We start from the raw sequence: 17,310 nt of genomic DNA on the forward strand, positions 1-17,310 counted from the left end.
ACAAGAGGAGAATGGTGACGTGATGGCTTCGCCAGACACGTACCGTAAAGACAGACCGCGGATTTTCCGCAGAGTTCGAAATTTTTTCGATCCGTCGACAAACCGGTCCGGCGGCTCGTCCGGCCCGCAAGCCGGGCGCGTGCGGCCGAAGCCCGGCCGGCCCGGCGGCGCCTTCTCCTTGAGACTTGCCCTTATTGGGTCGCGTGCTGGGCCGTGGCGCGCAGATAGATCTCGACGCGACGGTTGGCCGCACGGCCGGCTTCGGTGTTGTTGTCGGCGATCGGCTGGTTCGGGCCCATGCCGGTGGCCGACAGGCGCTGCGGCGCGATGCCGCGTTGCGCCAGATAGCCGGTCACGCTCTGCGCGCGATTGACCGACAGCGTCTCGTTGTATTGCAGCGAGCCGGTGCTGTCCGTATGGCCGACGACCGACGCGACGACTTCCGGATTCTGCTGCAGCGTCTGTGCGAGCTGGTCGAGCACCGGTGCGAACGACGGCTTGATCGCGTAGCTGCTGGTGTCGAACGTGACCGAACTCGGGATGTTCAGCTTGAGCGAGCCGTCAGGTTGCTCGGTGATCTGCGTGCCGGTGCCCTTGGTCGCGCCCGACATGCGGTTGCGGATGTTGTCCCAGTTGTAGCCGGTGACGCCGCCCACCGCGGCGCCCGTGGCCGCGCCGATCGCCGCGCCCTTGCCGCCGCCGAAGATCGCGCCGATCGCCGCGCCGGCACCAGCGCCCACGCCGGTGCCGACTGCTGTATTGGTGCCCTGTTGGGTTGCGCAGCCTGCCACCAGCGAGCCGGCCACGGCGAATACGGCCACGCGAGTCATGATTCTTGCATTCATTTTGGTTTCCTTTCGAGTGCGAATGAGCTAGCGGTAGCGGTCAGTCTATGCAGCGAACATTACGGCAATGCACCGACCACCCAGAAAGTTCGGGAACGATTCCTGCGCCTTGCTTCGCGCGGTCCTACAGCGAAGAAGGGTCTTAGGGCACCGTGTGCCGTCAGACACTACAATAGTGCCTGAAACACACGGTGATGCGACCCTACGGCGTCCCGCGTGCCCCGAAGGGTGCCCGGCACGTTCGATTTTCGCAATGCCGCATAACAATTTCTTGCAAATTCCGCCGCGTGGCCCGATCGGTCCATCTCGCCGCGCCGCACCTCTTCCCCACGGAGTTTCAATGAGTATCGATCGGGCTTTGGTCGACGCCGCCGTCGCGGCCGTCACTGACCCCAACACGGGCGCGCCGTACGCGGCCGCGAAGAGCATCCGCAACGTGGTTGTGGAGGGCGACGCGGTCAGCCTTCAGGTGATGCTCGGCTACCCGGCGAAAAGCCAGTTCGAGGCGATCCGCCAGCGCTTCGCCGACGCGTTGCGCGCGGTGCCCGGCGTCGCGAACGTGCGCGTCGAGGTTTCGCAACAGATTGCCGCACACACCGTGCAGCGCGGCGTGAAACTGCTGCCCGGCGTGAAGAACATCGTCGCGGTTGCCTCGGGCAAGGGCGGCGTCGGCAAGAGCACGACCGCCGTGAATCTCGCGCTCGCGCTCGCGAGCGAGGGCGCGGCGGTCGGCATTCTCGACGCCGACATCTACGGCCCGTCGCTGCCCACCATGCTCGGCATCGAGGGTCGTCCCGAATCGCCCGACGACAAATCGATGAACCCGATGACCGGCCACGGCGTGCAGGCCAGCTCGATAGGTTTCCTGATCGAGGCGGACAACCCGATGGTGTGGCGCGGCCCGATGGCGACCTCGGCGCTCGAACAGCTGCTGCGCCAGACCAACTGGCACGAACTCGACTATCTGATCGTCGACATGCCGCCGGGCACCGGCGACATCCAGCTGACGCTCGCGCAGCGCGTGCCGGTTACGGGCGCCGTGATCGTCACGACGCCGCAGGACATTGCGCTGCTCGACGCGAAGAAGGGCCTCAAGATGTTCGAGAAGGTCGGCATCCCGATTCTCGGCATCGTCGAGAACATGGGCCTGCACATCTGTTCGAATTGCGGGCACGAGGAGCACATCTTCGGCGCCGGCGGCGGCGAGCGCATGGGCAAGGAGTATGGCGTCGACGTGCTCGGCAGCCTGCCGCTCGACATCACGATCCGCGAGCAGGCCGACTCGGGCCGTCCCACGGTCGTCGCGGACCCGAACGGGCGCATTGCGGAACTCTATCGCTCGATCGCGCGCAAGGTCGCGGTGCATATCGCCGAACGCGCGCGCGACATGAGCTCGAAGTTTCCGAACATCGTCGTGCAGAACACCTGAGCGGCCGTTCGGGCGAGGGATTAGGGGTGATCTCGATCCCTATTTTCACGAACTCTCGCGGTATCATGTCGACTTCACGAGTTCGGCTCGGCGGCCGCAGGGGCCGCCGCCAGGCCGACAAGAGGATCGCATGGGAAAACGAATCGACGGGCACGCGGTACATGCGTTCATCGTCCTGACTGCCGGCTGTGTGCTGTTGAGCGGCTGTGGCGTATTCCTGAGACCACAGGAAAAGCGCGCCGACGCGCAACTGCTGCCCACCGTGGGCAATCAGGCGCACGGTCTCGTGACCTTTATCGAGCGCTCGGACGGCGTCCAGGTCACCTACAATCTCACGGGCTTGCCGCCCAATAGCGACCACGCGCTGCAGGTGCACGAGCGCGGCGACTGCAACGCCGCCGACGGCTCCAGCGCCGGTCCGGTGTTTTCGCCGGCGGCCGAACGGCTCAAGGCCGGCGCGCGCGTCGAGGGCGATCTCGGCAACATCCATGCGGACGCGAACGGCGTGGCCACCGGCTTCATCGTCGCGCCGGACGTGTCGCTCGACGGTATCCGCTCGGTGCTGCAGCGCGCGGTACTGCTCCACCGCGATGCGACCGATCCCTACGCTTACCCTCAGCATGGCGCGGGCGCGGCGATCGCCTGCGGCGTGATTCGCCAGCAGTGAAGCGCGAGCGCGCTTTCGCCGCGCCCGTCCCGCAACGGCGTCGTGCCAGTCGGCGGACCCCCTTCATCGGGCGCGCCTCGCGCCATCTGCGGCAGCGTCTCCGTGATCGCGTAAAATAAGCGGCCTTTGCCGGCTGGGCGCCGCCGCCGGCCGTTTTCATCTATCTTTCGTCACACCTGATATTCACGTCGAGCAGCTCTCACCTATGACCATCAAATCTGACAAGTGGATCCGGCGCATGGCCGAGTCGCACAAGATGATCGAGCCGTTTGCGCCCGATCAGGTTCGCGTCTCCGAAGACGGCCGGAAGATTGTCAGCTACGGCACCTCGAGCTACGGCTACGACATCCGCTGCGCCGACGAATTCAAGATCTTCACCAACATCAACTCGACGATCGTCGATCCGAAGAACTTCGACGAGAAGTCGTTTGTCGATTTCAAGGGCGACGTCTGCATCATCCCGCCGAACTCGTTCGCGCTCGCGCGCACGGTCGAGTATTTCCGTATTCCGCGCAGCGTGCTGACCGTGTGCCTCGGCAAATCGACCTACGCGCGCTGCGGGATCATCGTCAACGTGACGCCGTTCGAGCCGGAATGGGAAGGCCACGTCACGCTCGAATTCTCGAATACGACACCTTTGCCTGCGAAAATTTACGCGAACGAAGGCGTCGCCCAGGTGCTGTTTTTCGAAAGCGACGAGATTTGTGAAACGTCGTACGCGGATCGCGGCGGCAAGTATCAAGGTCAGCACGGCGTCACGTTGCCGAAAACGTGACGTCGGCAGCGTCTTGACCCACCAGTTATTCGGGTGACCGCTGCGCTTTTTACGTAACGCAGCGGTCGTTTTTCTTTTTGGAGAATCGCCCATGAAGTTCCGTTTCCCCGTCGTCATCATCGACGAAGATTTCCGCTCCGAGAACATCTCGGGTTCCGGCATCCGGGCTTTGGCCGAAGCCATCGAGAAAGAAGGCGCGGAAGTGCTCGGGTTGACGAGCTACGGCGATCTGACCTCGTTCGCGCAGCAGTCGAGCCGCGCGTCGTGCTTCATCCTGTCGATCGACGACGACGAGCTGCTGCCGTACGTCGATAACGTGGTCGTCGAAGGCGAGACGCCCGAGCTTGCCGCCGCGATCGTCGCGCTGCGCGCGTTCGTGACCGAAGTGCGCCGCCGCAACGCCGATATTCCGATCTTCCTGTACGGCGAAACGCGCACTTCGCGCCATCTGCCGAACGACATCCTGCGCGAGCTGCACGGCTTCATCCATATGTTCGAGGACACGCCGGAGTTCGTCGCGCGCCATATCATCCGTGAGGCGAAGGTGTATCTCGACTCGCTGGCGCCGCCGTTCTTCAAGGAACTGGTGCAGTACGCGGAAGAAGGTTCGTACTCGTGGCACTGCCCGGGGCACTCGGGCGGCGTCGCGTTCCTGAAGAGCCCGCTCGGCCAGATGTTCCACCAGTTCTTCGGCGAGAACATGCTGCGCGCCGACGTCTGCAACGCGGTCGACGAACTGGGCCAGCTGCTCGACCATACCGGTCCGGTCGCGGCCTCGGAGCGCAACGCCGCGCGCATCTTCAGCGCCGACCACGTGTTCTTCGTGACCAACGGCACCTCCACCTCGAACAAGATCGTCTGGCACGGCACGGTGGCGCCGGGCGACATCGTGCTGGTCGACCGCAACTGCCACAAGTCGATCCTGCACGCGATCACGATGACCGGCGCGATTCCCGTGTTCCTGACGCCGACCCGCAACAACTTCGGCATCATCGGCCCGATTCCGCGCAGCGAGTTCGAACCGGAGAACATCCGCAAGAAGATCGAGGCGAACCCGTTCGCGCGCGAAGCGCTCGCGAAGAACCCGAACCTCAAGCCGCGCATTTTGACGATCACGCAAAGCACCTACGACGGCGTGATCTACAACGTCGAGATGATCAAGGAGATGTTGGGCGAATGGCTCGACACGCTGCACTTCGACGAAGCGTGGCTGCCGCACGCCGAATTCCACGAGTTCTATCAGGACATGCACGCCATCGGCGCGGGCCGTCCGCGCATCGGCGCGATGGTGTACGCGACGCACTCCACGCACAAGCTGCTCGCCGGCATCTCGCAGGCGTCGCAGATCGTCGTGCAGGATTCGAAGAACAGCCGCTTCGACAAGCATCGCTTCAACGAGGCGTATCTGATGCATACGTCGACGAGCCCGCAGTACGCGATCATCGCGTCGTGCGACGTGGCCGCGGCGATGATGGAAGCGCCGGGCGGCACCGCGCTCGTCGAGGAGTCGATCGCTGAAGCGCTCGACTTCCGCCGCGCGATGACCAAGGTCGACACCGAATACGGCGACGACTGGTTCTTCAAGGTGTGGGGCCCGGACCAGTTCGCCGAGGAAGGCATCGGCTCGCGCGACGACTGGATGCTGCGCCCCAACGACGCGTGGCACGGCTTTGGCCCTCTCGCCGAAGGCTTCAACATGCTCGACCCGATCAAGGCGACGATCGTCACGCCGGGTCTCGACATGGACGGCGGCTTTGGCGAAACCGGTATTCCGGCCGCGATCGTCACGAAGTACCTGGCCGAGCACGGCATCATCGTCGAGAAGACGGGCCTGTACTCGTTCTTCATCATGTTTACGATCGGCATCACGAAGGGCCGCTGGAACTCGATGGTGACCGAGCTGCAGCAGTTCAAGGACGACTACGACAACAACCAGCCGCTGTGGCGTGTGCTGCCCGAGTTCGTGCAGCATCATCCGATGTACGAGCGTGTCGGCCTGCGCGACCTGTGCCAGCAGATCCACAGCGTGTATCGCGCGAACGACATCGCGCGTCTGACGACCGAGATGTACCTGTCGAGCATGGAGCCGGCGATGAAGCCCTCCGACGCGTTCGCGAAGCTCGCGCACCGCGAGATCGATCGGGTACCGATCGACGAGCTCGAAGGCCGTGTTACGTCGATCCTGTTGACGCCGTATCCGCCGGGCATTCCGCTGCTGATTCCGGGCGAGCGTTTCAACAGGACCATCGTCAACTATCTGCGTTTCGCGCGCGAGTTCAACGAGCGCTTCCCGGGCTTCCATACGGATATCCACGGGCTCGTCGGCGAAATGGTCAACGGGCGCATCGAATACTTCGTCGATTGCGTGCGCATCTGACGATGGGGTGGGTGACGTTTCTGCCGGGCCTGGCAGCGATCGGCCGCTGGCGGCGCGGGGCCGGCGTGCTGGCCTTCGCGCTGGCGGCCGGCACGGTGGTGTTCGGCGGCATCGCGAGTCCGCCGGCGCATGCCGAGGTGGCCGCCGCCGATCCGATCGACGCGTCGATGCGCGCGTGTCTCGCGCGCGCCGACATGTCGACGACGATGGGGCAGGTGCAGTGCATGGACGCTGCGCGCATCGGCTGGAAGGTCGCGGTCGACAACGCGTACCAGCAGTTGCTCGCGAAGCTGCCACCCGCGCGGCGCAGGCTGTGGGAAAGGAGCCAGTCGAGCTGGCTCGCGTCGCGCGATGCCGAGAAGCAGTTGCTTGCCGCGGTCTTTGCCACGACCCAGGGTTCGATGTACGTGCTTTCCGAAGCCGACATGCAGCTGCAGCCGGTGCGCGACCGCGCGCTCGCGCTGCGCAGCGCGCTCGCCGATTCGAACGGTCCGGCGCCGCGCCGGCCGCGCGCCTGCAACGCCGACGCGCGTTGCGAACACGCGATGTTCGATCTGAAGCGCTACTATCGTGTGCTCGAATCGAAGATGCCGGCGCAATCGCGGCCGACGCTCGTGCACGCGCAACGCGCGTGGAGCGCGTATCTGACGGCGTCGACGCGGCTCGTCGACGAGCACGGGCGTATCGACATCATCGGCGCGCGCGTCGCGACGATCAAACGGCTCTCCGAAACGGCCGGCAACCACTGACGGTCGCCGACCGGCGCGGCCCACCGCGCATTCAATCCCATTGATAACGGTCTTCGCGCGGCTGCGGCGGCGCGAGCGCCGGCTCGCCGAGCATATCGCGCATCGCATCCTCGATCATCGCGGACATCGTGTTGAGCGCGAGGTCATTGTCGTCGGTGCCAAACGGTTCTTCGAGCTGCGACGCGATCGCTTCGTGCGCCATGAACGTGTACGCGACGAACACCGCGAACACCGGCGTGAAAATGCCGATGCTATTGATGAGTCCGAATGGCAGCGACGCGCAGAAGAAGTACACGGTGCGGTGGATCATCACCGAATACGCGAACGGCAGTGGCGTCGACGCGATGCGCTCGCACCCGCCGATCACATCCGACAGCCCGCTCAGATTGCGATCGAACGCGAGCACCGCCATCGGATCGAGCGCCCCCGCGCGTGCCGCGCGCTGCACCCATTCGCCGAGGCACAGCAACAGCGCGGCTGGCTTGTAGCGCGATCCAATCACACGTTCAAACAGTGCGCGGGGCAGCCGCGCGGCAAGGTCGTCGCGCGGTTCGGTCTTGCGCAACTGATGACGCAGCGCATGCGGGAGCGCGCTCAGCATCGCCAGAAACGCGGCGGCTTCTTCTTTGGGCAACTCGCGCGACGGCAGCGTCAGCGCCTCGCGCGTCAGCGAGCGCGACTCATTGAGCAACTGCCCCCACAGCTTGCGCGCCTCCCACCAGCGGTCGTAGCTCGCGTTGTTGCGAAAGCCGAGAAACACCGCGAGCGCAATGCCGACCAGCGAGAACGGCGCGATCGAGTTCAGGTTCAGGCTGACGGGCAGCAGATGATCGTGTGCGGCGAGCGCAATGATCGAGATGAAGAAGATCAGCAGGAGCCGCGGCAGCAACTGCGGCAGCACCGAGCCGCGCCACGCGAGCAGCATGTGAAACCAGTGGAGATGCGGGCGGATGATCATGGCAAAGCGGTTCGGCCAGGAGATAGAGCGCCTATTATCGGTCGCTTTTCGCGTCCCCAAACAGGAAAACCCGCGGCGGGCGCATCGAAGACGATGCACACGCCGCGGGTTCGTTCACCGCAAGCGGATCGGGACAGCCGAGAACGGAGGCTCAGTCGCGCGCCGACGAAGCAGCGCCGTGACTGAGCCAGTCGAGCACGGCCGTCGCGTCGTCGTCGGCGCCTTCGCGCGCTTTCTCGACCGTCTCGGCGACGTCGTCGCTCGGCACCGCGCGCCGAATCGCCACACCGACCGCGAGAATGTCGATCATCACGAGGTGCAGGATGCGCGAGATCATCGACAGTTGCGACTCGCGAATCTCGATGTGATCGGTTTCCAGCGCGACCGTCGCACGCTTCGCGAGCGGGGTGTTGCTCGACGTGATCGCGATCACCTGCGCGCCGGCCTGCATCGCGACGTCGAGCACGCGCAGCAGCTCGGGCGCGCGCCCCGACTTCGACACCGCGACGATCACGTCGCCCTTGCCGAGCAGCGCGGCCGAGGCCGCCTGCATGTACAGGTCACCGTACGCGATGGTCGGAATGCCGAAGCGGAAGAACTTGTAGTGCGCGTCCTGCGCGACGATGTTCGAATTGCCGAGTCCGTAGAACTCGATGCGCCGCGCGCCGTTCAGCAGGTCGATGGCGCGTTCCACGTGCTCGAAGTTCAGATGCTCGCGCAATTGCAGAATCGCGGACACGGTGTTGTCGAGCACCTTCGCGCCGAAGTCGGTCGCGGTGTCGCCGAGATGCACCTGGCTGTGGCTGACCGGAATCGTGCCGGTCAAACCGGTCGCGAGCTTGAGCTTGAAGTCCGACAGCCCCTGGCAGCCGAGCGAGCGGCAGAAGCGGATCACGGTCGGCTGACTGACGTCGGCCTTGCGCGCGATGTCGACGATCGGATCGTTGATGATCGAACGCGGGTGGTTCAGCGCGAGTTCGGCGACGCGGCGCTCGGCCGGCGTCAGCGCGTCGCGCATCTGGCGAATCCGCTCGAACACCGCCGACGAGCTGCCGCCCGCGCGGTTCGACAGCTGCTCCGCCAGAATCGCCGATACGCCGAGGAACGCCGGGTATTCGGCGGTAATCACATAGGTCGGCACGCTCTGCAGATACGCCTCGAAGCGGCCCTTCGCCTCGAAGCGCTGGCGGAACGATGAACGCGCGAAGAACTCGCCGAGGCGTGGCACGACGCCGCCGCCGATATAGATGCCGCCGAGCGCGCCGAGCGTCACCGCGATATTGCCGGCGAAGGTGCCGAGAATGCCGCAGAACACGTCGACCGATTCGGCCGCGAGCGGCTCGCCTTCGAGCGCGCGCTTGACCACATCGGCGGTATTGACGCTGGCCGGCACGCGCTTCTTGTCGCGGCCCGCGAGCGCGCGATAGATCACCTCGATGCCGGGCCCCGCGGCCACGCGTTCGAACGACACGTGCGACCACTTCTTGCGCGCGTACTGCAGCACGATATCTTCACGCTCGTCGGCGGGCGCGAAGGTGGCGTGGCCGCCTTCGCTGCCGAGCGCGATCCAGCGGTCGTCGGCGGGAATCAGGCCCGACACGCCCATGCCGGTGCCGGGGCCGAGCAGGCCGATCACGCTGTTCGGCCGGCGCTGGCCACCGCCCACCTGCACGCGCTGAGCATCGGTGAGGCCGGGCAGCGCCATCGCGAGCGCGGTGAAGTCGTTGACGACGAGCAGCGTGTCGAAGCCGAGCGCGCGGCGCGTCGCTTCGATCGAAAAGGTCCAGTCGTGATTGGTCATGCTGACCTGGTCGCCGTCGACCGGGTTCGCAATCGCGATCGCCGCGTGATTGACGCGGCCGATCTTCGTGTCCTTCAGATACTTCTTGATGACGTCGGCGACACTCGGGTAGTCGGCGCAAGGATAGATCTGCACCGAGCCGATTTCGCCGGGGCCCGTCTCGAGCGCGAAACGCGCATTGGTACCCGCCGATGTCGGCAAGGAGCCTCGGTCCATCGGCGTGCTGGACCGCGCCCGGCACAGCTTTAGTTTGCACACCAGTAGACATCGAGTCTCACTCCCTTGTCGTTTGCCAGCTGCGAGATGGCATTTTTTTGTAGCGCGGCGGACGCGGCGTTGAGCACGTCCATCTTGCGCGGCCCTGCGATCAGCAGAAACAGATGCTTCACGTCCTTCAGCGCGGACAGCGACCAGCTCACGCGCGCGTGCGGCGCCGCGCCCGGATGCACGGCGACGAAACGCTCGGTCGTGTTGATCGCGTGATCCCATTCGGGCGCGTCGGCGAAGATCGACGCGGTGTGGCCGTCTTCGCCCATGCCCAGCACCGCGACGTCGGGCGCCATGGCAAAGCGCGCGTCCGCGTTCAGCGCGGCGACGTGCGAATGCAGATCCTGGGTGGTGTCGACGAGCGGCCAGAAGGTCGCGTGTTGCGCCGCGTTCTGCAGCAACGTGGCGCGCGCGAGCTGCGCGTTGCTCGCGCTATCGGTCTCCGGCACCCAGCGGTCGTCGACCAGCGTGATCGCGATGCGGGGCCACTCGAACGTCTGCGTCGACAACGTTTGCAGGAACGGACGCGGGCTGCTGCCGCCGGACACGGCCAGCATGGCCGGGCGCGCGAGCGGGGTTGACGTGCCGGTGCCGGCCGCGTGTGCGGCAAGCGACGCATGTAACGCGTCGCCCACCGCTTTCGCCAGCGCGTCGGATTGGGCGCGCTGGTCGTCGAAAGCGTGAAGCTCGATCACTTCTCCTCCGTGCTGCTTTCTTGTTAGGTCTGCGGAATCAGCCTGACTGCTCTCGCACGATGCCTGCAAGGCGGGTGGCCTGCAAACGCATGACGCGATACCGGCGCGACTCCGTTCAGTTCGTCGGTGGTGTTGCCGGCGCCGCGCGCCGAGGTGTTCATCGCGCGCGGCGCCGTCCATCAATTCATCAAACTCAATTCTCTTCCTCGAGCCAGCAGGTGCCGTGCTGGGCGAGCATCGCGCTCGCCGCGGCCGGTCCCCACGTGCCCGCCGCGTACGGCTTGGGCGGCTTGGTCGAGGCCTTCCACTCGTTCAGGATCGGCTCGACCCAGCGCCATGCGGCTTCCTGTTCGTCGCGCCGCACGAACAGCGCGAGGCGCCCGTGGATCACGTCGAGCAGCAGCCGCTGATAGGCCTCCATCTGGCCTTCGCGGAAGAACCGGTCGAACGCGAGATCGAGGTATACGCTCGCGAGGTTCATACCCTCGCCGGGCTGCTTCGCGAGACAGTACAGACGAATCGTCTCGTTCGGCTGCAGACGGATCACGAGGCGGTTCGCGCCCGCGCGCAGCGCCGATGCGCCAAGTGCCGAATGCGGCACCGCACGGAAATTCACGACGATCTCGGCGACGCGATCGGCGAGCCGCTTGCCCGTGCGCAGGAAAAACGGCACGCCGGCCCAGCGCCAGTTCTCGATCTCGACCTTCAGCGCGACGAAGGTCTCGGTCGAGCTATCGGGCTTCACGCCATGCTCGGTCGCGTAGGCCGGGACCGTGTTGCCACGGATCACGCCCGAATGATACTGGCCGCGCACCGCGACCTTGCCGATTTCCTGCGGCTCGACCGGTTTGAGCGCGCGCAGCACGCGCAGCTTTTCGTCGCGCACCGAGTCGGAATCCATCGAGTGGGGCGGCTCCATCGCGACGATCGACAGCAACTGCAACAGGTGGTTCTGCACCATGTCGCGCAGCGCGCCGGTATTGTCGTAGAAGTCGCCGCGCGCTTCGACGCCGAGTTCCTCGGCGATCGTGATCTGGATGCTTTCGACCCACTCGCGGCGCCACAGCGGCTCGAACAGCGCATTGCCGAAGCGCAGCGCGAGCAGGTTCTGCACCGGCTCCTTGCCAAGGTAATGGTCGATCCGGTAGATCTGTTCTTCCGCGAAGATTTCGCCGACCGCATCATTGATTGCGTTCGACGACTTCAGGTCGTAGCCGAGCGGCTTCTCGAGCACGATGCGCGCATTGTGGTTCAGGCCCACCGCGGCGAGCGCATGGCAGATCGGCACGAACAGCGACGGACCCGTTGCCAGATAGAACACGCGGATGCCGGGCATCTCCTGGATCGCGTCGCGCAGTTGCGCGAAGTCATCCGGATTGCCGAGATCGATCTTCACGAACTCGATGCGCGCGAGGAAGCTCGTCCACGCGGCTTCGTCGAGGCCGTTCTTCGACACATGCGGCTTGACGTGCCCGTCGACCCACTGCAGATACTCGCCGCGATCCTCGACGTGCCGCGCGAGCGCGACGATCTTGCCGCTGTCGGCGAGCATGCCGCCCGCGCGGTGCGCCTCGAACAGCGCGGGCAGGATCTTGCGCATCGACAGATCGCCGGTTCCGCCGAAGAGAACGAAGGTGAAGCTTGCGTCGGTATGCATGAGTCTCCGTCGATGTCCTGAAGGGTCGCCGCGCTGATCGGACACTGCACGCGCAGCGCCCCGGAAGAGCGACCGTAGTCCGATAAAATATTTTTTGACACTGAATTGTAGTTTAACTACAATCCAAATCAAGAGGTAGCGTTAATTCGATGAAAAAAGCGTGCGCTGTACTGACGGAATGCACGCTTTTTGCGACTCGGCGGGCGTCCCCGGCACGCTAACGGACAATGGGACAACGCCTTCCGGTACGCGCCAGCAGGGTGCCGGCGGACCTTACGGAAAGCCGGGAAGTCGACGGGCTTGCGGGGTCGTTGCCCGCAGCCGACGTCAGGCTGGCGTCGAGTCGGCGTATGAGGTACCTCGAGTCTGCAGCGCGATGCGGGCAGGCAAAAATCAAAAGAGGAGACAGTCAGTTGCATTCCGAACCACTCACCTCTTGAGCGTCCAGCGGCCGGACATCGGTCCGCCGGCACATGCCCTCGCGCATGCGCCCGACCGTGCTCGATCGCCCAGTGTTTTGCCTGTTTGAACCAACCACAGCACCCTGGCGACATCAGGGGCCATTCGTTTTTTTGTTCAGGTGTCTGGAGGAGATAAGCAATGAAATTTCGCGCGATCATGGGCGCTCTGTGCGCTGCGGGTCTGATGTGTGGCGTGTCGGCCGTGCAGGCCGCCGAGTCGATCGAAGTGCTGCACTGGTGGACTTCGGGCGGCGAATCCAAGGCCGTCGGCGTCCTCAAGGACGACATGACGAAGCAGGGCTACACGTGGAAGGACTTCGCGGTCGCGGGCGGCGCTGGCGCGGCTGCCATGACGGCACTGAAGACGCAGGTGATCTCGGGCAACGCACCGAGCGCCGCGCAGATCAAGGGTCCGCTGATCCAGGAATGGGCTTCGCAGGGCGTGCTGGTGCCAATCGACTCGGTCGCGGGCGACTGGAAGAAGAACCTGCCGCCGGAAATCGACAAGATCATTCGCGCGGACGGCCACTACGTCGCCGCTCCCTTCTCGGTGCACCGCGTGAACTGGCTGTACATCAACAAGGCTGCGCTGGACAAGGCCGGCGGCAAGGTGCCGACCACGTGGCCTGAGTTCTTCGCGGTGGCCGACAAGATGAAGGCCGCGGGCATCCAGCCGATCGCGATGGGCGGCCAGCCTTGGCAGGACCTGACGCTGTGGGAAGACGTCGTGCTGTCGCAGGGCGCGGACTTCTACAAGAAGGCGCTCGTCGACCTCGACGAGAAGACGCTGACCTCGGACAAGATGGTCGGCGTGTTCGACACGGTCCGCAAGATCCAGGGCTACTTCGACGCGGGTCGCACGGGCCGTGACTGGAACCTCGCGACGGCCATGGTCATCAACGGCAAGGCCGGCATGCAGTTCATGGGCGACTGGGCGAAGGGCGAATTCACCAACGCCGGCAAGAAGTCGGGCACGGACTACGTCTGCGCCGTGGTGCCGGGCACGGAGAAGGCCTACACGTTCAACGTCGACTCGTTCGTGTTCTTCCAGCAGAAGGGCCAGAAGGCCGCGACGCCGGGCCAGCTCGCGCTCGCGAAGACGATCATGTCGCCGGCGTTCCAGGAGCAGTTCAGCCTGTACAAGGGCTCGATCCCGGTGCGTCTCGGCGTGCCGATGGACAAGTTCGACGACTGCGCGAAGAAGTCGTACGCGGATGAGCAGATCGCGATCAAGGCCGGCGGTTATGTGCCGTCGCTCGCTCACGGCATGGCTCAGCCGGATGCCGCGGCAGGCGCGATCTCCGACGTCGTCACGAAGTTCATGAACTCGCAGGAAGATTCGAAGACCGCGGTTCAGGCTCTCGCGAAGGCAGCGAAGACCAAGTAAGCGTAAGTACGAAGCGTTGCGCCCGGCGGCTTGCATCCGAAGCACCGGGCGCGCCCTTCGGGCCGTGGGGGATCGGACCTCGCTGCTTTCGTTCGCAGCGCAGTCCGGCGCCACCCGGCTCACCCTGGTTTCATGGAGTCACACCCAGACCGTCGCGGTTCCGCGCCATGCGCGCATGGGCATCCCGGCGGTACAGTTTCAGCAGGAGTCGAGTAGTGACTGCTTCCATCAGCGGGAACGGGAAAACGGCCACCGTCACCCGCCGCACGTCGCCCATGGCGGCCCTTGCCGATCGCTATATTCCGAAGCTGGTGCTCGCACCCAGCGTCGTGATCAGCCTGATCTTCGTGTATGGCTTTATCGCAATCACCGGCTATCTGTCGCTGTCTACTTCGCGGCTGATGCCTCGTTGGGAGTTCGCGGGTCTCGACCGCTATCGCGAACTGTTCCAGAACGACGTGTTCTGGACTTCGGCCGCGAACCTCGGCTGGTTCGGCGTTCCGTTCATCGGTATCTGCATCGGTCTGGGTCTGTTGCTCGCGATCCTGCTCGATCAGCAGATCCGCAACGAAGGCGCGCTGCGCGCCGTGTTCCTGTATCCGATGGCGCTGTCGTTCATCGTGACCGGCACCGCGTGGCAATGGATTCTGACGCCGAGCATCGGCATCGAGAAGGTGTTTCACGACTGGGGCTGGACGAGCTTCTCGTTCAACTGGCTCGGCGACCCGGACAGGGCGATCTTCTGTATCGTGATCGCGGCGGTCTGGCAGTCCACCGGCTTCGTGATGGCGCTGTTCCTCGCCGGCTTGCGCGGCGTCGACAGCGAGATCTTCAAGGCCGCGCAGATGGACGGCGCGAACCTGCCGACCATCTACCGCAAGATCGTGATTCCGAGCATGCGGCCGGTGTTCTTCTCCGTGCTGCTGATCCTTTGCCACATCACCATCAAGACGTTCGACCTGGTCGTCGCGCTGACCGCCGGCGGTCCGGGCACGTCGTCGTCGCTGCCGGCCATCTTCATGTACACGTTTTCGTTCAACCGTGGGCAGCTCGGCGTCGGCGCGGCATCGTCGATCATGATGCTCGCTACCGTAGTGGCGGTGCTCGTGCCGCTGATGTATCTGGAATCGAGGAGCACCCGCAATGCAGCCTAAGATGACGATTAGCCGTGCCGTCATTTACGCGGCCCTGGTTCTGTTCGCGCTGTACTTCCTGTTCCCGCTGTACGTGATGCTGTCGACGTCGTTCAAGGACATCGACCAGTTGCGCACCGGCAACCTGCTGACGCCGCCGACGAGCTGGACCTTCGCGCCGTGGCTCAAGGCGTGGAGCGGCGCGTGTACGGGGGTGCGTTGCGACGGCATGCAGCCGTTCTTCATGAACTCGGTGCGCATGGTGATTCCGGCCGTGCTGATCTCGTCGATCATCGGCGCGTTCAACGGCTACGTGCTCACGCACTGGCGGTTCCGCGGCGCCGATCCGATCTTCACGATGCTGCTGGTCGGCTGCTTCATTCCGTTCCAGGCGATCCTGCTGCCGATGGCGCGCCTCGAAGGCATCCTCGGCCTCGCGAACACGGTGAGCGGCCTCGTGCTCGTGCACGTGATCTACGGTATCGCGTTCACGACGATGTTCTTCCGCAACTTCTACGTGAGCGTGCCGGCTGAACTCGTGAAGGCCGCGCGGATCGACGGTGCGGGTTTCTTCACGATCTTCACGAAGATCCTGCTGCCGGTGTCGCTGCCGATCTTCATGGTGTGCCTGATCTGGCAATTCACGCAGATCTGGAACGACTTCCTGTTCGGTATCGTGTTTTCCGGCGTCGATTCGATGCCGATCACCGTGGCGCTGAACAACCTCGTCAACACCTCGACCGGCGTGAAGGAATACAACGTGGACATGGCCGGCGCGATCATCGCGGCGCTGCCCACGCTGCTCGTCTACATCATCGCCGGACGTTACTTCGTGCGCGGCCTGACCGCGGGCGCGGTGAAGGGCTAAATCACCCTGGAGCGACGGCGTTTCACCGAACGCGTGCCGTCGTCGCCTGACAAGACGTTTTCAAGCAGTACCAGAGACTAGAGGATTCACAGCATGGCAAGCCTTTCCATCCGTGACGTGTACAAGACCTACCCGAACGGGGTGCCGGTTCTGAAGGGTGTCGACATCGACATCGAGGACGGCCAGTTCCTGATTCTGGTCGGCGGCTCGGGCTGCGGTAAGTCGACGCTGCTCAACATGATTGCCGGTCTCGAAACCGTGACCAAGGGCGAGATCCAGATCGACGGCAAGACGGTCAACAACCTGTCGCCGAAAGATCGCGACATCGCGATGGTGTTCCAGTCATACGCGCTGTACCCGTCGATGACGGTGCGCGAGAACATCTCGTTCGGCCTGAACATCCGCAAGGTGCCGAAGCGGGAGCAGACGCAGATTGTCGAGCGTGTGTCGAACACGCTGCAGATCAAGCATCTGCTGGATCGCAAGCCGGGTCAGCTGTCGGGAGGCCAGCGTCAGCGCGTCGCGATGGGCCGCGCGCTCGCGCGCGATCCGGTGATGTTCCTGTTCGACGAGCCGCTGTCGAACCTCGACGCGAAGCTGCGCATCGAGATGCGCTCGGAAATCAAGCTGCTGCATCAACGCCTCGGCACGACGATCGTCTACGTGACGCACGACCAGATCGAAGCGATGACGCTCGGCGACCGCATCGCGGTGATGAAGGACGGCATCGTTCAGCAGTTCGGCGCGCCGCAGGAAATCTACGACTCGCCGTCGAACCTGTTCGTCGCGGGCTTCATCGGCGCACCGCCGATGAACTTCATCGAAGGCAAGCTGGTCGAGCAGGGCTCGGGCGTCGGCATCGAACTCGATACGGGCGTCGCGCGCAAGGTGCTGGTGCTGCCGTTCGATTCGGCGAAGGTGCGCTCGCACGTCGGCAACAACGTGATTCTCGGCCTGCGTCCGGAACGCATCACCGATGCGCGCGGCGCGCACGGCGACGACTCGAAGCTGCAGCCGGTCGAAGTGAAGGTCGACGTGATCGAGCCGACCGGTCCGGACACGCTGGTGTTCGCGCAGATCAACGGCAAGCGCGTGGTGAGCCGCGTGCACCCGGCGTCGAACCCGCAACCGGATAAGAATGCGACGCTGCTGTTCGATACGTCGAAGGCGGTGTTGTTCGATCCGGCGAATGAAGAGCGGATTGCGTAAGTCGTCGCCTAAGCGCTGAATCCGTCGCTACA

At 64.5% G+C, this 17,310-nt stretch carries 13 protein-coding genes and 1 pseudogene; 9 read left to right on the forward strand and 5 right to left on the reverse strand.

Annotated features, from left to right (window positions below; all coding sequences use genetic code 11):
* Positions 1–191 precede the first annotated feature (191 nt).
* Positions 192–845 carry an OmpA family protein gene (locus OKW40_RS20675; RefSeq protein WP_184059624.1) on the reverse strand — a complete coding sequence of 218 codons (654 nt, stop codon included), beginning with the start codon at positions 843–845 and terminating at the stop codon, positions 192–194.
* Between the two features lie 340 nt (positions 846–1,185).
* On the opposite strand from OKW40_RS20675, the gene apbC reads away from it, so the two are divergent.
* The 5 genes from apbC to OKW40_RS20700 all read left to right on the forward strand — a co-directional run bounded on the left by apbC (position 1,186) and on the right by OKW40_RS20700 (position 6,842).
* Positions 1,186–2,274 (forward strand): iron-sulfur cluster carrier protein ApbC, encoded by a 1,089-nt coding sequence (apbC, locus tag OKW40_RS20680; protein WP_429491280.1) that lies wholly within the window; start codon positions 1,186–1,188, stop codon positions 2,272–2,274.
* A gap of 130 nt (positions 2,275–2,404) precedes the next feature.
* Entirely contained in the window at positions 2,405–2,941 is a 537-nt protein-coding gene (locus OKW40_RS20685) for a superoxide dismutase family protein (protein WP_090803451.1), read from the forward strand.
* A gap of 205 nt (positions 2,942–3,146) precedes the next feature.
* Positions 3,147–3,716 (forward strand): dCTP deaminase, encoded by a 570-nt coding sequence (dcd, locus tag OKW40_RS20690; RefSeq protein WP_008924193.1) that lies wholly within the window; start codon positions 3,147–3,149, stop codon positions 3,714–3,716.
* A gap of 91 nt (positions 3,717–3,807) precedes the next feature.
* Positions 3,808–6,093 carry an arginine/lysine/ornithine decarboxylase gene (locus OKW40_RS20695; protein WP_018419715.1) on the forward strand — a complete coding sequence of 762 codons (2,286 nt, stop codon included), beginning with the start codon at positions 3,808–3,810 and terminating at the stop codon, positions 6,091–6,093.
* 2 nt (positions 6,094–6,095) lie between these two features.
* A complete protein-coding gene (locus tag OKW40_RS20700; protein ID WP_429491282.1) occupies positions 6,096–6,842 on the forward strand; it encodes a lysozyme inhibitor LprI family protein in 747 nt (248 codons plus the stop codon).
* Positions 6,843–6,873: 31 nt separating this feature from the next.
* On the opposite strand, the gene OKW40_RS20705 is transcribed toward OKW40_RS20700, so the two are convergent.
* The 4 genes and pseudogenes from OKW40_RS20705 to zwf form a co-directional block, all read right to left on the reverse strand.
* Complete coding sequence (locus OKW40_RS20705; RefSeq protein WP_429491283.1) at positions 6,874–7,800, reverse strand: bestrophin family protein; 927 nt, start codon at positions 7,798–7,800, stop codon at positions 6,874–6,876.
* A gap of 151 nt (positions 7,801–7,951) precedes the next feature.
* Positions 7,952–9,869 (reverse strand): annotated as a pseudogene (locus OKW40_RS20710) (bifunctional transcriptional regulator/glucokinase).
* Complete coding sequence (gene pgl / locus OKW40_RS20715) at positions 9,847–10,563, reverse strand: 6-phosphogluconolactonase (protein WP_429491285.1); 717 nt, start codon at positions 10,561–10,563, stop codon at positions 9,847–9,849. The pseudogene OKW40_RS20710 and the gene pgl overlap by 23 nt, the downstream one beginning before the upstream one ends.
* 193 nt (positions 10,564–10,756) lie before the next feature.
* Positions 10,757–12,220, reverse strand: a complete 1,464-nt coding sequence (gene zwf / locus OKW40_RS20720; protein WP_184059614.1) for a glucose-6-phosphate dehydrogenase — start codon at positions 12,218–12,220, stop codon at positions 10,757–10,759.
* 600 nt (positions 12,221–12,820) lie between these two features.
* Here zwf and OKW40_RS20725 point away from each other — a divergent pair.
* The 4 genes from OKW40_RS20725 (at position 12,821) to OKW40_RS20740 (ending at position 17,278) form a co-directional block, all read left to right on the forward strand.
* Positions 12,821–14,068, forward strand: coding sequence for an ABC transporter substrate-binding protein (locus OKW40_RS20725; protein ID WP_184059612.1), 1,248 nt, complete (start codon positions 12,821–12,823; stop codon positions 14,066–14,068).
* Between the two features lie 215 nt (positions 14,069–14,283).
* Complete coding sequence (locus OKW40_RS20730; RefSeq protein ID WP_429491287.1) at positions 14,284–15,222, forward strand: carbohydrate ABC transporter permease; 939 nt, start codon at positions 14,284–14,286, stop codon at positions 15,220–15,222.
* Positions 15,212–16,069, forward strand: coding sequence for a carbohydrate ABC transporter permease (locus OKW40_RS20735; protein ID WP_184059608.1), 858 nt, complete (start codon positions 15,212–15,214; stop codon positions 16,067–16,069). Before OKW40_RS20730 ends, OKW40_RS20735 begins: the two co-directional genes overlap by 11 nt.
* A gap of 93 nt (positions 16,070–16,162) precedes the next feature.
* Positions 16,163–17,278 (forward strand): ABC transporter ATP-binding protein, encoded by a 1,116-nt coding sequence (locus OKW40_RS20740; protein ID WP_184059606.1) that lies wholly within the window; start codon positions 16,163–16,165, stop codon positions 17,276–17,278.
* Positions 17,279–17,310 lie beyond the last annotated feature (32 nt).

It is taken from the genome of Paraburkholderia sp. RAU6.4a (genome assembly GCF_050435625.1).
GTDB classification, from domain to species: Bacteria; Pseudomonadota; Gammaproteobacteria; order Burkholderiales; family Burkholderiaceae; genus Paraburkholderia; species Paraburkholderia tuberum.

What these genes read in the sequence shown, in the direction of transcription:
- OKW40_RS20675 (WP_184059624.1), bottom strand. Translation starts at nt 845, where the DNA reads ATGAATGCAAGAATCATGACTCGCGTGGCCGTATTCGCCGTGGCCGGC.
- apbC (WP_429491280.1), top strand. Translation starts at nt 1,186, where the DNA reads ATGAGTATCGATCGGGCTTTGGTCGACGCCGCCGTCGCGGCCGTCACT.
- OKW40_RS20685 (WP_090803451.1), top strand. Translation starts at nt 2,405, where the DNA reads ATGGGAAAACGAATCGACGGGCACGCGGTACATGCGTTCATCGTCCTG.
- dcd (WP_008924193.1), top strand. Translation starts at nt 3,147, where the DNA reads ATGACCATCAAATCTGACAAGTGGATCCGGCGCATGGCCGAGTCGCAC.
- OKW40_RS20695 (WP_018419715.1), top strand. Translation starts at nt 3,808, where the DNA reads ATGAAGTTCCGTTTCCCCGTCGTCATCATCGACGAAGATTTCCGCTCC.
- OKW40_RS20700 (WP_429491282.1), top strand. Translation starts at nt 6,096, where the DNA reads ATGGGGTGGGTGACGTTTCTGCCGGGCCTGGCAGCGATCGGCCGCTGG.
- OKW40_RS20705 (WP_429491283.1), bottom strand. Translation starts at nt 7,800, where the DNA reads ATGATCATCCGCCCGCATCTCCACTGGTTTCACATGCTGCTCGCGTGG.
- zwf (WP_184059614.1), bottom strand. Translation starts at nt 12,220, where the DNA reads ATGCATACCGACGCAAGCTTCACCTTCGTTCTCTTCGGCGGAACCGGC.
- OKW40_RS20725 (WP_184059612.1), top strand. Translation starts at nt 12,821, where the DNA reads ATGAAATTTCGCGCGATCATGGGCGCTCTGTGCGCTGCGGGTCTGATG.
- OKW40_RS20735 (WP_184059608.1), top strand. Translation starts at nt 15,212, where the DNA reads ATGCAGCCTAAGATGACGATTAGCCGTGCCGTCATTTACGCGGCCCTG.
- OKW40_RS20740 (WP_184059606.1), top strand. Translation starts at nt 16,163, where the DNA reads ATGGCAAGCCTTTCCATCCGTGACGTGTACAAGACCTACCCGAACGGG.